This window comes from Stenotrophomonas sp. T8 (assembly GCF_051853085.1).
GTDB lineage: Bacteria > Pseudomonadota > Gammaproteobacteria > Xanthomonadales > Xanthomonadaceae > Stenotrophomonas > Stenotrophomonas sepilia.
The window spans coordinates 2,652,548-2,667,424 of record NZ_CP195329.1 but is presented as its reverse complement, the minus strand read 5'-3'; the positions used below and the strand labels follow the sequence as shown (position 1 = coordinate 2,667,424).

General features: G+C 67.4%; 12 protein-coding genes and 3 tRNA genes. 6 read left to right on the top strand and 9 right to left on the bottom strand.

Going from position 1 to position 14,877, the window contains the following annotated elements; genetic code table 11:
* Positions 1 to 12 precede the first annotated feature (12 nt).
* The 5 genes from ACSDHM_RS12525 to ACSDHM_RS12505 all read right to left on the bottom strand — a co-directional run bounded on the left by ACSDHM_RS12525 (position 13) and on the right by ACSDHM_RS12505 (position 3,419).
* Positions 13 to 1,803 (bottom strand): acyl-CoA dehydrogenase C-terminal domain-containing protein, encoded by a 1,791-nt coding sequence (locus ACSDHM_RS12525; RefSeq protein WP_061478075.1) that lies wholly within the window; start codon positions 1,801 to 1,803, stop codon positions 13 to 15.
* A gap of 64 nt (positions 1,804 to 1,867) precedes the next feature.
* A complete protein-coding gene (locus ACSDHM_RS12520; protein ID WP_072169136.1) occupies positions 1,868 to 2,344 on the bottom strand; it encodes an LEA type 2 family protein in 477 nt (158 codons plus the stop codon).
* 142 nt (positions 2,345 to 2,486) lie between these two features.
* A complete protein-coding gene (locus ACSDHM_RS12515; protein WP_005417806.1) occupies positions 2,487 to 3,038 on the bottom strand; it encodes a lipocalin family protein in 552 nt (183 codons plus the stop codon).
* A 159-nt stretch (positions 3,039 to 3,197) separates the two neighbouring features.
* Positions 3,198 to 3,273: transfer RNA gene (locus ACSDHM_RS12510), tRNA-Phe, on the bottom strand.
* A 70-nt stretch (positions 3,274 to 3,343) separates the two neighbouring features.
* A tRNA-Phe gene (locus ACSDHM_RS12505) sits at positions 3,344 to 3,419 on the bottom strand.
* 364 nt (positions 3,420 to 3,783) lie between these two features.
* Between ACSDHM_RS12505 and ACSDHM_RS12500 the strand changes: the two genes are divergently transcribed.
* Positions 3,784 to 4,809 carry an NADP-dependent oxidoreductase gene (locus tag ACSDHM_RS12500; RefSeq protein ID WP_227836949.1) on the top strand — a complete coding sequence of 342 codons (1,026 nt, stop codon included), beginning with the start codon at positions 3,784 to 3,786 and terminating at the stop codon, positions 4,807 to 4,809.
* Positions 4,810 to 4,853: 44 nt separating this feature from the next.
* On the opposite strand, the gene ACSDHM_RS12495 is transcribed toward ACSDHM_RS12500, so the two are convergent.
* Positions 4,854 to 5,696, bottom strand: a complete 843-nt coding sequence (locus ACSDHM_RS12495; RefSeq protein WP_235647108.1) for a methylated-DNA--[protein]-cysteine S-methyltransferase — start codon at positions 5,694 to 5,696, stop codon at positions 4,854 to 4,856.
* Between the two features lie 132 nt (positions 5,697 to 5,828).
* Here ACSDHM_RS12495 and ACSDHM_RS12490 point away from each other — a divergent pair, with 132 nt between their 5' ends.
* On the top strand, positions 5,829 to 6,590 hold the full coding sequence (locus ACSDHM_RS12490) for an SDR family oxidoreductase (protein WP_072169139.1): 762 nt from the start codon (positions 5,829 to 5,831) through the stop codon (positions 6,588 to 6,590).
* A 6-nt stretch (positions 6,591 to 6,596) separates the two neighbouring features.
* On the opposite strand, the gene ACSDHM_RS12485 is transcribed toward ACSDHM_RS12490, so the two are convergent.
* Entirely contained in the window at positions 6,597 to 7,082 is a 486-nt protein-coding gene (locus ACSDHM_RS12485; protein ID WP_439426309.1) for a hypothetical protein, read from the bottom strand.
* A 159-nt stretch (positions 7,083 to 7,241) separates the two neighbouring features.
* Between ACSDHM_RS12485 and ACSDHM_RS12480 the strand changes: the two genes are divergently transcribed.
* Positions 7,242 to 7,412, top strand: a complete 171-nt coding sequence (locus ACSDHM_RS12480) for a hypothetical protein (RefSeq protein WP_162838143.1) — start codon at positions 7,242 to 7,244, stop codon at positions 7,410 to 7,412.
* A gap of 62 nt (positions 7,413 to 7,474) precedes the next feature.
* Here the strand turns inward: ACSDHM_RS12480 and ACSDHM_RS12475 are convergent.
* A tRNA-Ala gene (locus ACSDHM_RS12475) sits at positions 7,475 to 7,550 on the bottom strand.
* 518 nt (positions 7,551 to 8,068) lie between these two features.
* On the opposite strand from ACSDHM_RS12475, the gene ACSDHM_RS12470 reads away from it, so the two are divergent.
* The gene (locus ACSDHM_RS12470; RefSeq protein ID WP_088496275.1) at positions 8,069 to 10,399 is read left to right on the top strand and encodes a TonB-dependent receptor; all 2,331 of its coding nucleotides are present in this window, start codon (positions 8,069 to 8,071) and stop codon (positions 10,397 to 10,399) included.
* Between the two features lie 132 nt (positions 10,400 to 10,531).
* Here ACSDHM_RS12470 and rnd read toward each other — a convergent pair whose 3' ends face one another.
* Positions 10,532 to 11,611 (bottom strand): ribonuclease D, encoded by a 1,080-nt coding sequence (rnd, locus tag ACSDHM_RS12465; RefSeq protein WP_019660532.1) that lies wholly within the window; start codon positions 11,609 to 11,611, stop codon positions 10,532 to 10,534.
* 84 nt (positions 11,612 to 11,695) lie between these two features.
* Between rnd and ACSDHM_RS12460 the strand changes: the two genes are divergently transcribed.
* Positions 11,696 to 13,588, top strand: coding sequence for a formylglycine-generating enzyme family protein (locus tag ACSDHM_RS12460; RefSeq protein WP_439426308.1), 1,893 nt, complete (start codon positions 11,696 to 11,698; stop codon positions 13,586 to 13,588).
* Positions 13,589 to 13,676: 88 nt separating this feature from the next.
* On the top strand, positions 13,677 to 14,573 hold the full coding sequence (locus tag ACSDHM_RS12455; protein ID WP_134955915.1) for a M48 family metallopeptidase: 897 nt from the start codon (positions 13,677 to 13,679) through the stop codon (positions 14,571 to 14,573).
* The last annotated feature ends 304 nt before the right edge of the window (positions 14,574 to 14,877 follow it).

Genomic DNA, 14,877 nt, shown 5'->3' with positions numbered 1-14,877 from the left:
CGGCAGCCCGGCTCAGACGCCGAATCGCTCGTCGTCCATCGCCATCAGCGGGGCGGCGCCGGACTGGATCGCGGCGGCGTGGCTGAGGGTGCGCGGCAGCACGCGGGCGAAGTAGAACCGCGCGGTCTCGCGCTTGCCTTGGGCGAAGGCGGCGCCGTGCGCGCTGGCATCGGCGGCGGCCACGCTGCGGGCCCACCAGTAGGCCAGCACCACGTAACCCGAATAGAACAGGTAGTCGTAGCTGGCCGCGCCCAGTTCGTCCGGATTGCCGGCCGCGCGCTGGAGCACATCCATCGTCAGCTTGCCCCATTCGGCGGCCTTGGCGCGCAGCGGGCCAATGAACTCGGCCAGCGCTTCGTTGCCCTCGTGTTCCTTGGCGAAGGCTTCGATCTCGGCCAGCATCAGCTTCAGGCCGGCGCCCTGGCTGGACGCGGTCTTGCGGCCGATCAGGTCCAGCGCCTGGATGCCGGTGGTGCCTTCATACAGCGTGGTGATTCGGGCATCGCGGGCCAGCTGTTCCATGCCGTGTTCGCGGATGTAGCCGTGGCCGCCGAAGCACTGCAGGGCGTTGTAGGTGTTCTCGATGCCCCATTCGGTCTGGCAGGCCTTGGAGATCGGGGTCAGGAAGCTCACCAGGGTGTCGGCGCGCTCGCGCTCGGCCGCATCTTCGGCATGGTGGGCGACGTCGATCAGGGTTGCGGCGTGCAGCGCCAGCAGGCGGCTGCCTTCGACCAGCGACTTCACCGTCAGCAGCATGCGACGCACATCCGGGTGGACCAGGATCGGGTCGGCCGGCTTGTCAGGGAACCTTGCACCACTCAGGGCGCGCGACTGCAGGCGCTCACGGCTGTACTTCAGCGCGTTCTGGTAGGCGCGCTCGGACAGGCCGATGCCCTGCAGGCCGACCCCCAGGCGCGCGGTGTTCATCATGGTGAACATCGCCTGCAGGCCCTTGTGCGGCTGGCCGACCAGGTAGCCCTGCGCGCCATCGAAGTTCATCACGCAGGTGACCGACCCCTTGATGCCCATCTTGTGCTCGATCGAGCCGCAGCGCAGTGCGTTGCGCTCGCCGACGTTGCCGTCGCGGTCGACCTTGAACTTCGGGGTGACGAACAGCGAGATGCCCTTGGCACCCGGGGGAGCGTCGGGCAGCTTGGCCAGCACCAGGTGCACGATGTTCCCGGTCAGGTCATGCTCGCCGGCGGTGATGAAGATCTTGGTGCCGGTGATCGAATAGCTCCCATCGGCGTTCGGCTCGGCCTTGGTCTTGAGCAGGCCGAGGTCGGTACCGCAGTGCGGTTCGGTCAGGCACATCGTGCCGGTCCAGCGGCCCTCGATCAGCGGCTTGAGGAAAGCCTCGTGCTGCCAGGCCTCGCCGTGCTGCTTCAATGCTTCGATCGCGCCGTGCGAGAGCAGCGGGAAGTTGCCCCACGCCAGGTTGGCGGCGTTGATCATTTCGTTCAGCGGCACGCCCAGGGTGTGCGGCAGGCCCTGGCCGCCCAGCTCCGGCGAGGCGGTCAGGCCGGTCCAGCCGCCATCGACGAACTGGTCGTAGGCCTGCTTGAAGCCGGGCGGGGTGGTCACTTCACCGGTGGCCTGGTCGAGCACGCAGCCGATCTCGTCGCCGACGCTGTTGAGCGGGGCCAGCACGGTGGCGCTGAAGCGGCCGGCTTCCTCCAGCACGGCATCGACCACGTCGGCGGTGGCGTCGGTGAAGCCCAGGCGGGCGAACAGGGGTTCGACCTTGAGCACGTCGTGCAGGGCGAAACGGAGGTCGGAAAGCGGGGCGGTGTAGCTGCTCATCGGTACGTCTCGATTTGATCAGGGCAGGGGAGAGCGGCGCCGGGCGCCGCCACGAAAGGCGGGTTCAGCGCAGCACGCCGGGCAGGCCGGGGGCCTGGTTGAGGGTGCTGCGGCTGCTGATGTCGAAGCTGCGCTGCTTCTTTTCCTGCGGCGTGGCCGCCACCGTTCCCTTCAGGCCATAGGCCAGGGTGCGGTTGCTGGCCAGCGCATCGGCCACCACCAGGCGCGCGGCCGAGCTGGGCACGAGGTCGACATTGATGACGTCGGCGGAGGTGCCGCCGATGGAGATGCCGGGCTTGGCCTGCAGGGTGCCGGCTTCGTTGTCGCCGACGGTCAGCGCCAGCGAGACGTCATCGAAGGTCATCGGCATCGAGCTGAAGTTCTGCAGGCGCAGGGCCACGGTCCAGTTGCCGTCGGCACGCACGGTCAGCTGCTGCAGGCTGGCCGCCGGTTCCGAAACACGCTTGACGATGCCGTTGTTGCAGGCAACAAGGGCGAGGGTGCACAGGACAATCAAGGCGATACGGAAACGGTGGAGCATGGGCGCAAGTCCTCTGGAGGGGTGCGTTTGAATAAGCATACTACGGCGTATGGTCGTTTGGATCGCCTGTGGCGACCCGTCGCAGAGGGTAGCGCGTGAAGATGGTGGCCGGGCGTGCGCGGCGCCGCGGTTGCGACGCGGTTCAATCGGCGGGCGTATCGCGAAGCGGGGCCATCAGGCGCAGCGGGCGCAGGTCGTAGCCCATGGCCTCGGCTTTTTCTTTCAGCGCTTCGAAGCGTGCGCGATCCATTTCCGGCAGGCGCGAGAGGATCCACAGGTACTTCCGGTCCGGTTCACCGACCAGCGCCCACTGATAGTCCGGATCCAGCGCCAGCACCCAGTAGTCGGCCCAGACCAGCGGGACCCAGCTCAGCCAGTCCGGCGCGAAGCGCACCTGCAACTGGCCGGGATGGCCGGCCACCGCGCGAGCCACGCCTTCGGCGACCACGCGCTCACCGTCGCCGTTGCGGCAGGCGTTGGTGACACTGATGCGGCCATCGCTGCGCAGTCCGTAGTTGGCGGTGATCTCGCCCACGCACTGCTTCTGGAACGAGACCGGAAGATGCGCAATCTCGTGCCACTGGCCGGCGTAGCGATCGATGTCCAGGCGCTCGACCGCGCGCACAGGTTCAGTGGCGATCACCGGGAAAGCGGCCAGCAGCAGGCAGGCGAACAGGGCGGGGCGCAGAGGCATCGTCAGGCTCCAGGCAGGAGTCTGGAGCGTAGGTGCCGCCGCGCATGCCGGTGTAAATGTTTCGTCAACCGGGCGTGTGCGCAGGCGCCGCATCCGCCACTCGTGCAGTGCGCGAAGCACGGACAAAAAAAGACCTGCATCTCTGCAGGTCTCGAAAGATGGTGGCCGAAGACGGAATCGAACCGCCGACACGGGGATTTTCAATCCCCTGCTCTACCAACTGAGCTACTCGGCCAAACTGTGTGGCAATCACGATCAACTGCGATTCCCGAAAAAAGACCTGCATTTCTGCAGGCTGTCGAACGTGGTGGCCGAGGACGGAATCGAACCGCCGACACGGGGATTTTCAATCCCCTGCTCTACCAACTGAGCTACTCGGCCACGTAGTTCATTGCAGCGAGGTCGCTGCCAAGGACGCGCATATTACGGAGGTCAGCCGCCTACGGCAAGCATTTTGGCAAAAAACCTTCACATTGCCGTCTGCGCAGGCGCAAGTACTTGATCCGCCGTCGCCGAGAGGGGGCGCGCTGGATGCCGATTCAACCGGGCGCGGCGGCGCGGTGATCATCGCGTGCGGCGGAATTCAGCGGGCCACGGTGATCGACAAACGCGGCGTGGCGCGGCCTGCGCGTGGACGGCACCGATACCGGACATGGAACGCTGTTTTCGTGACCGCCATGGGGGAACGCTGCGGCGTAGTGTCGGCGTTCCTTTCCTGATGCTGGCAACAGCAGAGACCGTCGTCATGTCCGACTCATCGACCACCACCCGCATCGTGCTGGCGTCGCGTCCGCAGGGGGCGCCCGCCGCAGCCAATTTCCGCCTGGAGCAGGCCGCACTGCCGCCCTTGGGCGACGGCGAGGTGCTGCTGCGCAATCGCTATCTCTCACTGGACCCGTACATGCGTGGACGCATGGATGAGGGACCGTCGTATGCCGCGCCGGTGGCAGTGGGGGCTGTGATGGAAGGCCAGACCGTGGCCGAGGTGGTGCAATCCAGGGCTGAGGGGGTCGCAGTGGGCGAACGGGTGCTGGCGCCGGGCGGGTGGCAGACCCACGCCGTGCTGCCGGCCAAGGCGCTGGGCCGCCGCCTGGACCTGGCCGGGCTGCCGTTGAGTACGGCGCTGGGGGTGCATGGCATGCCGGGCTTCACCGCCTATTCCAGCCTTCATGAAATCGCCCGCCTGCAGCCGGGAGAGACGCTGGTGGTGGCCGCCGCAACGGGGCCGGTCGGCGCGACCGTGGCGCAGTTGGCCAAGCTGCAGGGCGCGCGCGTAGTGGCCATCGCCGGTGGCGAGGCCAAGCGTGCCTATCTGCGAACGCTGGGCGTGGACGTGGCGCTGGATCATCGCGCGGCTGATTTTGCCGAGCAGCTGCGCGCGGCGGTACCTGCGGGTATCGACGTGTACTTCGAGAACGTCGGGGGCCATGTACTGGACGCGGTGCTGCCGTTGCTCAACGACTTCGCCCGCATTCCGGTGTGCGGCACCATCGCCACCTACAACAATCGTGGTGTCGCGCAGCCTGGCCCGGACCGCCTGCCGGCGCTGTTCAGCCAGATCCTGCGCCAGCGCCTGACCGTGCGCGGTTTCATCGTGCACGACTTCAAGCACCTGTGGCCGGACTTCGAGCGCGAGATGGCGCAGTGGCTGCGTGAGGGCCGCATCCAGTACCGCGAGGAAGTAGTGGAAGGGCTGGAAAATGCACCGGAGGCGTTCTTCGGGCTGCTGCTGGGGCACAACTTCGGCAAGTTGGTGGTGAAGCTGGACTGAGGGCTTGGCCGGTGCCGGACAAGGTCGGCGGCTTGCGGGTCGCGTCAGCCGTTGGCGACCTTTTCCCGGCGCAGCAGTTCGCGCTTGCGTGCCACGCCCCAGGCATAGCCGGACAGGTCGCCGTCGCGGCGCACCACCCGGTGGCAGGGCACGGCCACGGCCAGCGGATTGCTTGCGCAGGCGCGCGCCACCGCGCGGCTCGATCGCGGCGCGCCGATACGCGCGGCGATTTCGGCATATGAGGCCGTCTGTCCACGCGGAATCTGCTGCAGCGCCTGCCATACACGTTGCTGGAAAGCCGTGCCGCGGATGTCCAGCGGCAGCGTGGCGCCTCGCGAGGGATCCTCGACCAGGCCCACCACCTGTGCCACCAGTTGCTCATAGCCGCTGTCGGCCCCGACCAGTTCGGCCTGGCGGAAGCGCTGCTGCAGTGACTGCAGCAGCGCTTCCGGATCGTCGCCGAGCAGGATCGCGACGACGCCGGTGGCACTGCTGGCCACCAGCACGCTGCCCAACGAACTTTCGGCAAGCGCGAAGTGGATGACTTCGCCGCGACCACCGGCACGCCATTGCTTCGGCGTCATGCCCAGCAGCTTCGGCGCGTTCTCGTAGAAGCGTCCGCTGGAGCCGAAGCCGGCATCGTGGAAGGCGTCGGTGATGCGTTCCTTCTGCTGAAGTTCGCTGCGCAGGCGATCGGCGCGCAGCGCTGCAGCGTACTGCTTCGGGGTCAACCCGGTGGCCTGCTTGAACAGGCGATGCAGCCGGGTCGGGCTGCAGCCAGCGATGGCGGCCAACGCCTGCAGCGAGGGCTCGTCGAGGCTGGCCTGCAGATGGCGGCAGACCCGTTCGACACGGGCATCGGGAGCGGTGGTGGCGGCGCTTTCCATGGATGGATTCTGGCACGTGCCGGTTCTACGGAAACTCCGTTTCCTGCACCGGGTCGGGAGGCCCGGAAACGGAGTGTCGGCAGGCGAGAGGCGCGGCATCGTGGTGGCCACTCCACAACCGGTACCACCCTCATGCGCCTGAACAACAAGATCGCCCTCATCACCGGTGCCAGTGCTGGCATCGGCCGCGCCAGCGCGCTGCGCTTTGCTGCCGAAGGGGCAAAGCTGGTGCTCAATGCACGACGCCCACAGCCGCTGCTGGTGCTGGCCGAGCAGATCCGCGCCGCCGGTGGCGAGGTGGTGGTGCATGCCGCGGACGTGGCTGATCCGGCCACGGCACCGGCGCTGGTGGAACTGGCCCAGCAGTCATTCGGTGGGTTGGACATCGCGCTCAACAATGCCGGCATGCTCGGCCCCGGTGCACCGGCAGCAGAGTTCCCGGTGGATGCGTGGCGCGAGGTGATGGCCACCAATCTCGATGCCGCCTTCCACGCCGCACGCGCCCAGTTGCCGGCGTTGCTGGCACGCGGCGGTGGCTCGCTGGTGTTTGTCGGCACCTTCGTCGGCCACACCGTCGGCTTCCCGGGCATGGCGGCCTATGCGTCGAGCAAGGCCGGCTTGATAGGCCTGAGCCAGGTGATTGCCGCCGAATACGGCGCGCGCGGCGTGCGCAGCAACGTGCTGTTGCCCGGTGGCACCGATACCGAAATGGGCCGGCAGGCCGCACCGACCGGCGATGCCCGCGACTTCGTGCGCTCGCTGCATGCACTCAAGCGCATGGCCGAGCCGGAAGAGATCGCCAATGCGGCGTTGTTCCTGGCCAGCGATGAAAGCAGCTTCGTTACCGGTACCGCAATGCGCGTTGAAGGCGGCGTGTCGATCACCCGAACCTGAGCGCCGTCACGCGCGAGGCGAGTAGCGGATGCCGCTGCTGGCCATGAATCCCTTCGGGTCGAACCGGGCCCAGGCCTCGCCCCAGCTGAAGCGGGCGTGGCCGCCTGCCAGTTTGCGCCCCAGTGCCGTGGCCAAGGTGCGCCGCATGAAAGCGACTTCGGCATCGATCGCGGCCTGGGTCGGCCAGCCGTCTTCCAGTGTTGCACCGGGCAGATCGACGCTCATTGCCACCATGTCGAGCCGTTGCCCGTGGAAGCCCAGGCTGATGCCAGCGGGCGCACCGCCCAGGCTGAGCCGGTGCAGGCTGAGCCAGTGATAGCCGGTGCCGACATCGCGCTCCCCTCGCACCAGAGGGGCAAAGGCGACGCGCGCTTCGTCCAGTGACAGGGTGGGGCCGATCAATGCGGGCAGGTTGCCGAGCTGGATCCTGCCGTCGGTCGCATTGAGGAGCATCGGCAACGCGTGAGCTGCGTGCTGGGCAGGGGAGGGCATGGAACACAGGTGAGCGTGGTGCCCCGGATTCTGGCCGCGTGGGGCGCTGGCGGCAAGCCGCTTCCTGCACACGATGTTGGCATGGGACTGACCCGCGGCTCACCCGGCAACCTCTAGCGTGGTGGCAACGTTGGCCTGCTGCCGGCGAGGGAGTTTTCGATGAACGAGCAAAGCAGGGATCAGGACCCGAAGCAGGGTATCCAGGAAAGCCGCCAGGACAGGAAGCAGGACGATGTGGCCAAGCAGCGGCCGGGGCAGCGCGATCAACAGGTGCGCGATGCGCACTCGCGCGGCCCGCAACGCAAGGATGGTGACCAGGAGCCGGCCTGAGCCGGAGGCGCTGAAAAGAAAAAACCCGCAGATCATGGCGATCTGCGGGTCCTTCTGAAGAGTGGTGGAGCCAAGGAGGATCGAACTCCTGACCTCGTCATTGCGAACGACGCGCTCTCCCAGCTGAGCTATGGCCCCACGGCAGGCTTTCAGTGTAGCGCCGCCCGCCGCGCTTGCCAAGCGCCCGGCCGGGACGGGGCGGGGACGGGATCCACCGCCGTCCCGGACCGTTTCAGGCCAGGGCCTGCTGCAGCAGGGCGAATTCGACAGAGACCAGGCGTTGCGCAAGGCAATGCCGGGGGCGGCAGCAATGAGCAGTCGTTCCGCGAAGCCGCGACGCCGTAGCGCGAAGCCGCGGCGCCGTAGAAGTAAAGGCGAGAGTTGGTTTCGCAGCGCGCACGCGGGCGACTTGCGAGGGTCGATGTCGCGCTGACCCGGCTGCCAGGAGCTTCGGGATCAGATCCGTTTTCCTTGGGAGAACGGAGCTGACCCCAAGGTGGTGCCGGCGGACTGTGCCGAAACCGCTTGTTTCGCCGGGTTCGGGTGCCGCGCAACGAAATCGTAACAATTTGGGGGATAATGGCCGCTTGCGCAGTTTCCCCCCTTTTTGCCGCCCGGCTCGCGCAGGCCGCACGGACGCCTCCTCAGAGCATTCCATGCCCTCCCATTCCGATTCCCGCCGCCTGTCGGGTCTGTCGTCTTCCTTCGTTTCCTTCCGCCGCCATCCGCTGGCCCTGGCCTGTGCCGGCCTGGCCCTCGTCGGCAGCTTCGGTGCCGCCGCGCAGGACAGCGCGCCGACCCCGACCGGCCTGGACACGATCACCGTGACCGCCGAACACCGTGAGCAGAACCTGCAGGAAGTGCCGGTTTCGGTGGGGGTGGTGCAGGGCGAGCGCATGCGCGACTTCACCGCCGGCGGCGACGACACCCTGCTGGCACTGTCCGGCCGCGTGCCGAGCCTGTATGCGGAAACCACCACCGGCCGCATCTTCCCGCGCTTCTATATCCGTGGCCTGGGCAATATCGACTTCTATCTGGGTGCCTCGCAGCCGGTGTCGATCATCCAGGACGATGTGGTGCTGGAGCACGTGGTGCTGAAGTCCAACCCGGTCTATGACGTGGACCAGGTGGAAGTGCTGCGCGGCCCGCAGGGCTCGCTGTTCGGCCGCAACACCACCGCCGGCATCGTCAAGTTCGACACCCTGAAGCCGACCCAGGACTACACCGGTCGGGTCAACGCCAGCTACGCGACCTACAACAGCGTGTCGATCGACGGCGGCTTCGGCGGCCCGATCAACGACATCGCTTCGTTCCGCGTGTCGGCGCTGTACCAGCACCGCGATGACTACGTCGACAACACCTACAAGGGCCCGAGTGCCGACGGCACGGTCAGCCCGAAGAAGAACGCGATGGGCGGCTTCGATGACCGCAACGTACGCGCGCAGCTGCTGCTGACCCCGAGCGACCAGTTCTCGATCCTGGCCTCGGCCCACGCCCGTGACTACGAAGGCACCTCGACCCTGTTCCTGCGCGGTGCGCTGACCAAGGGCTCGAACAAGACCGACGTGCCGCGCGACCAGGTCGCCTACGACGAAGCCGACAACAACCCGCAGGCCTACAAGACCTACGGCGGCTCGGTGAAGGCGCGCTACGACTTCGGCGCGATCGACTTCACCTCGATCACCGCCTACGAGACCACCTCCGGTTACAGCCGGGGCGACACCGACGGCGGCGCTGCGGTGAACTTCCCGGTGAACGGCGTACCGAACGGCTACGGCCAGTCGATGGGCCGCATCCGTGACCTGGACCAGTGGACCCAGGAATTCCGCCTGGCCAGCCATGACGACAGCGCGCTGCAGTGGCAGGCCGGTGCCTTCTACTTCAACGGCAGCGACACCACCGACTTCTACCAGCGCGCCTGGTTCCTGCAGGGCGCGGCCCGCAACCCGAACAACTGGGTGCGCCTGCGCAACAAGAACACCTCGTGGGCCGGTTTCGGCCAGCTGAGCTATGCCTTCACCGACAAGTTCACCGTCACGGCCGGCCTGCGCCAGACCCGGGACGAGAAGCACACCCGCCTGCTGAAGACGGCTGACACTGCCGCTGGCGTGGTCACCTACAAGGGCCGCACCGACGTCAAGATGTCCGACACCACTCCGAGCTGGGATCTGAGCGCGATGTATCAGATCACGCCGGACGTGAGCGTCTATGCCAAGGTCGCCCGCGGCTTCCGCGGCCCGACCATCCAGGGCCGCTCGGCCGTGTTCAATGCCGACTTCACCACCGCCGATTCCGAGACCATCCTGTCCTGGGAAGCAGGCGTGAAGAGCAGCCTGTGGGACAACCGCCTGCGCTTGAACGCCACCGCGTTCACCTACACCGTCAACGACATCCAGCTCAACGGCAACGATTCGGACGGCAACGGCGTGCTGTTCAACGCCGACAAGGCCAAGGCCTATGGTTTCGAAGCGGACATGGAGCTGCGCCCGATCCCGAACCTGACCCTGAGCGCCGGCCTGAGCCTGCTGCACAGCGAGATCAGGGACAAGCGCGTCTACGCGCAGGTCTGCGGCCTCAACGGCCAGGTGGTGTGCACGGTGAATGACCCGACCATCAAGGTCGGTGCCAACACCTTCGCGCAGATCGACGGCAACCCGCTGCCGAACGCGCCGAAGTACAACGTCAACCTGGCCGCCCGTTACGACTTCCCGGTCAGCGACGCGGGCACCATGTTCGTCTCCACCGACTGGAACAAGCAGGGCTACACCAGCTTCGTGCTGTACGACAGCAAGGAGTTCAACTCCAAGGGTGATTTCGAAGGCGGCCTGAAGATCGGCTACTCGGGCAACTACGGTGCCTACGAAGTGGCGCTGTTCGCGCGCAACATCACCAACGAGAAGAACCTCAAGGGTGTGATCGAGAACTACATGGCTGCGGTCTACAACGAACCGCGCACCGTCGGTGTCTCGCTGAACATGAACTGGTAAGGCGTTGCCACGGTGGCTGGACTTCCCGCCATCGCACTGCTGGAATGCAAAGGGCGGCCCGGTGATCCGGGTCGCCCTTTTTCATGGCCTTCCACGGTAGCCGGACCGCAATCCGGCGCCGTGCTCGGCGCTTCAACGTGCCGGCAGCAACGCCTGCAGCCGCGACTCCAGCTCCTGCTGGCGCCAGCCGGCCAGTGCGGCCGGCCATTGGCGGCGCTCCAGGTAGCTTTCCAGATGCTTGCGCGAGGCCAGCACGCCATCCGGCAGGCCCAGCTCGCGGCTGCGCTCGGCAACGGCGTCCTGCAGCCTCTTCAGTGCCTGCTTGTTGGTGTCGTTGGCGGGCAATGCCAGCGGTGCCTCGGCCTCATCGGCCAGCGGCGTGTCCAGCGCCTGCCACACCGCGCCGGCGAGCTTGCGCGGTGCCTTCGGGAACTGTTCAAACAGCGTGGCCAGTGCGGCGGCATCGGCCGGTGGCGTGCGTGCCAGCGTGGCGGCCAGTTCGTTGTCCAGGATCCAGCTGCGCGGCCGGTCGCTGCTGCGTGCCTGCACATCACGCCAGCGCAGCAGGCGCAGCAGGCGGCGCTGCGCGGGAGCATCGAGAAACTGCGCTGAGCGCATCGCCAGATGCGGCCAGCGGTCCTCGTCATTGGCGACGCTGGCCAGCAGGCGCTCGCCGTCGTCGTGCAGCCACTGCTGGCGGCCCAGCGCCTGCAGCTTGGCATCAATCGCGTCATGCAGCGCGAACAGATGCTCGACGTCGTCGGCGGCGTATTGCAGTTGCGACTCCGAGAGCGGACGGCGCATCCAGTCCGAGCGCGTTTCGCCCTTGGCCAGCGCCACGCCGGTGATTTCCGCGACCAGCTTCTGGTAGCCCATGCCGCCACCAATGCCGGCCAGCGAGGCGCCGATCTGTGTGTCGAACAGCGGTCGCGGCAACACGCCGCAGGTCCACTTGAAGGCAACCAGGTCTTCGCTGGCGCTGTGCATCACCTTGGTGATCGATTCATCGGCCAGCCAGGGCGCCAGTGCCTCGGTCATGCCGGGAATCAGCGGATCGATCAGCAGGATGTCCTGCCCGACCGCCATCTGCACCAGAGCCAACTGCGGCCAGAACGTGCGTTCACGGATGAATTCGGTGTCCAGGCCGATGCGGGCCGGACGCTGCTGGAAGTACGCATCCAGCTCGGCGGGGGTGGTGATCCAGGTTGCCACGGGTCAGGGCCTACTACTCGGGTTTGCTCAGGCAGGGGAGAATAGCCTAACGTCGGTCCGCGTCCGTGCCGTAGGAGATCCTGCTTGCGTTTTCCGCTGTCGTCCGTGCTGTGCACCGCTCTGGCCGTGGCCCTGGCCGGTTGCACACCGTCGCCCTCGGCGACACCGGAGCCGGGGCCGGCTGCCGGCGAAGACGCGCGGCCGCAGGAAGGTTCACTGGCGGAGCCGACACCGGGGACCGGGCAGGGCAGCGTCACCATTGCCGGTGAGGATGCCACCGAGGACGTGCAGCGGTGGACACCGCCACGCGTCGACCGGCAGGGCCGCAGCGTCGCCCAGCTGCGTCGCGCAGCCGAAAAGGCGTTCAGCGAAGGGCACCTGTACGAGGACGCCGACGCGGCGGTTCCGCTGTGGCTGGCGGTACAGGAGGGAGACCCGGATGACCGCCTGGCCCGCAGCGGCCTGCAGCGTGCTCGCCAGCGCCTGCAGCAGCAGGCCGATGCCCTGCTGGTTCGGCCACTGCGGCAGCGCGAGGCGCTGGCCGAGGCGAGTCGCCAGGCGCTGGTGCTGCTGACCCTGGCGCCGAAGGATGAGAAGGTGCGCGCGCTGCAGGGCCGGGTGGAGCTCGCCCAGCGCGTGGTGGCCTATAACCGTGCTGGCGAGGAAGACCTGCGGTCGGGGCGGATCGGTGAGGACGGTGACGGTGCGATCGGCAACTTCCGTGAAGCGCTGGCTCTGGACGAACACAACAGCCGGGCGCGGCAGGGCCTGGCGGCGGCCGAAAGTGGCCTGATCCGCCGGGCCGAGGACGCCGCGCGCGTACGCGACTTTGCCAGTGCGGGCACCTGGCTGGCCGAAGCCAGCAAGGTCCGTGACTCGTCACCGACCATTGCCGATGCCTTTGAGCGCATCGAGCAGATCCGCGCCGCCGCGCTGCTGCAGCTGCGTGATGAGGGCCTGCGCGAGCTGGCGACGCCGCAGGGGCTGAAGCCGGCGCGCGAAAAGCTGGCCGAGGCCCTGCGCATCGCCTTGCCGGGGGATGCGGTGGTGGCCCAGCTGCGCGAACGCATCGATCTGGCCACCCATTACGGCAGCTTCCGCCCGGGCCAGGTGTTCAGCGACGCGATGCGTGATGGTGGGCGCGGTCCGCAGATGGTGGTGGTGCCGCATGGCGGCTTCCAGATGGGCGCGGGTGATGCCGAGCCCGGTTCCACCGACGCCGAGCGCCCCTCCCATTACGTTCGCTTTGACCGCGGCTTCGCGATGGCGATCACCGAGGTTACCGTCGGCGATTTCGAGCGCTATGTGAGGTCGACCAATGCACGACCACGTGCGACCCGGCGCGGCCACTCGGTGGTCTATGACGAGCGCAGCGGCAATTTCATCCGCCGCAGCGGCGTCGACTGGCGTTCGGATTACGATGGCGCGCGCGCACTGGGCAACTCGCCGGTGATGCATGTCAGCGTGCGGGATGCCGAGAACTACGCGGCATGGCTGTCCGAGCAGACCGGACGCAGCTACCGGCTGCCGAGCGAGGCCGAATTCGAATATGCGCTGCGCGCCGGGAACAGTGGCCGCTACCCCTGGGGAGACGCCGGTACGCCGCCGCCGGGCAGCGGCAACTTCACCGGCAGCAAGGACGTCTCGCCTTCGGGTCGGCACTGGCACAACGCTTTCATCGGCTATGGCGATGGCTGGTGGGGACCGGCGCCGGTGGCCAGTTTCCAGGCCAATGCTTTCGGCCTGCACGACATGGCCGGGAATCTGAGCGAATGGGTGGCCGACTGCTGGCACGCCAGCTACCGGCGTGCGCCGTCCGACGGTGTCGCCTGGTTCAACCCGGGCTGCCGGTCACGGGTGATCCGGGGCGGCAATTGGGCCAATGCGCCCGAGCAGACTCGTGCGGCCTGGCGGCAATCGCAGGATTCGGACACCACCAATGCGCGCATCGGCTTCCGTCTGGTGCGCGGCATCTGAGCGGCATCGGGCTTCACCCGCTGCTGGCGTCCGCGCACTAAGATTGCGCCGTGCCCGCCAGCCGGCGGGGTCTGCTGGAAGACCACCGATGCGCAACGATCCCTTTTCCCGCTCGCCCCAAGGCCCGCAGCGACGCGGCCTGTTCGGCAACATCCGCTGGTGGGTGCTGCTGCTGGCGGCGGGCTATGCGGTGTTCTACTGGTTCTCCAATCGCACCGTCGATCCCTACACCGGCGAGAAGGTGATGATCGACAGCAGCCTGGATGCGCGCCAGGAGACCGCGCTCGGTCTGCAGGCCTACCAGCAGATCCTCGCGCAGGAACGGCCGATGGATCCGAATGCGCCGATCGCGCGCGATGTGCGCGACATCGCGCAGCGCCTGATCGCCAAGGTGGATGTGGTGGAGACCGCGCTGGCACAGGAGCACGGCGTGCAGCCGGCGCATTTCGCGCGGGATTTCCAGTGGGAAGTGAATGTGATCCCGTCCGGGCAGGCCAATGCGTTCTGCCTGCCGGGCGGCAAGATGGCGGTCTACACCGGCCTGGTGCCGGTGGCGCGTACGCGTGATGCGATGGCGGTGGTGATGGGCCATGAGATCGCCCACGCGCTGCTGCGCCATGGTGCGCAGCGGATGGCGCAGCAGAAGCTGACCCAGATCGGGCAGATGGCCGGTGCCGCCAGCGGCATGGATGCGCAGCAGCAACAGATGATGATGTCGGCGATGGGCTACGGCTATCTGCTGCCCTATGCGCGCAGCCACGAGACGCAGGCCGATGAAGTGGGGCTGATGCTGGCCGCGGCGGCGTGCTTCGATCCCCGCGAGGCGGTGCCGCTGTGGCAGCGCATGGGCCAGGCCAGTGGCGGCCAGGCGCCGCCGGAGTTCGCTTCCACCCACCCGAATCCGGGCACCCGCATCCAGAACCTGCAGGCACTGATGCCGAAGGCGCTCGAGTACCGGCAGAAGTTCTGCGAGCAGGCAAAGTAGGGGGTTGTTCGTCAGGGCTGCGCCCTGCACCTGCGGTAGTGCCGGCCGCTGGCCGGCAACCTCAACGGCAACAGCAACAGCGTGCATTCCGTGGGATGGCGGGGTGGGTCCGGTTGCGGGGGCCGCTGCAAGTACGTCCATGTAAGCTCGGTCGCCGCATCCATGCGGCTCACGCCCCCGCAACCGGACCCACCCCGCCTTCGACAGATTTCTGCTGCTGTTGGTAGGTGTCGACCTTGGTCGACACGGTAGATCCACGCCATGCGTGGATGCTTGTCGATCTCGATTCGATGTATTCGATTTC

What these genes read in the sequence shown, in the direction of transcription:
- ACSDHM_RS12525 (WP_061478075.1), bottom strand. Translation starts at nt 1,803, where the DNA reads ATGAGCAGCTACACCGCCCCGCTTTCCGACCTCCGTTTCGCCCTGCAC.
- ACSDHM_RS12520 (WP_072169136.1), bottom strand. Translation starts at nt 2,344, where the DNA reads ATGCTCCACCGTTTCCGTATCGCCTTGATTGTCCTGTGCACCCTCGCC.
- ACSDHM_RS12515 (WP_005417806.1), bottom strand. Translation starts at nt 3,038, where the DNA reads ATGCCTCTGCGCCCCGCCCTGTTCGCCTGCCTGCTGCTGGCCGCTTTC.
- ACSDHM_RS12500 (WP_227836949.1), top strand. Translation starts at nt 3,784, where the DNA reads ATGTCCGACTCATCGACCACCACCCGCATCGTGCTGGCGTCGCGTCCG.
- ACSDHM_RS12495 (WP_235647108.1), bottom strand. Translation starts at nt 5,696, where the DNA reads ATGGAAAGCGCCGCCACCACCGCTCCCGATGCCCGTGTCGAACGGGTC.
- ACSDHM_RS12490 (WP_072169139.1), top strand. Translation starts at nt 5,829, where the DNA reads ATGCGCCTGAACAACAAGATCGCCCTCATCACCGGTGCCAGTGCTGGC.
- ACSDHM_RS12485 (WP_439426309.1), bottom strand. Translation starts at nt 7,082, where the DNA reads ATGCCCTCCCCTGCCCAGCACGCAGCTCACGCGTTGCCGATGCTCCTC.
- ACSDHM_RS12480 (WP_162838143.1), top strand. Translation starts at nt 7,242, where the DNA reads ATGAACGAGCAAAGCAGGGATCAGGACCCGAAGCAGGGTATCCAGGAA.
- ACSDHM_RS12470 (WP_088496275.1), top strand. Translation starts at nt 8,069, where the DNA reads ATGCCCTCCCATTCCGATTCCCGCCGCCTGTCGGGTCTGTCGTCTTCC.
- ACSDHM_RS12455 (WP_134955915.1), top strand. Translation starts at nt 13,677, where the DNA reads ATGCGCAACGATCCCTTTTCCCGCTCGCCCCAAGGCCCGCAGCGACGC.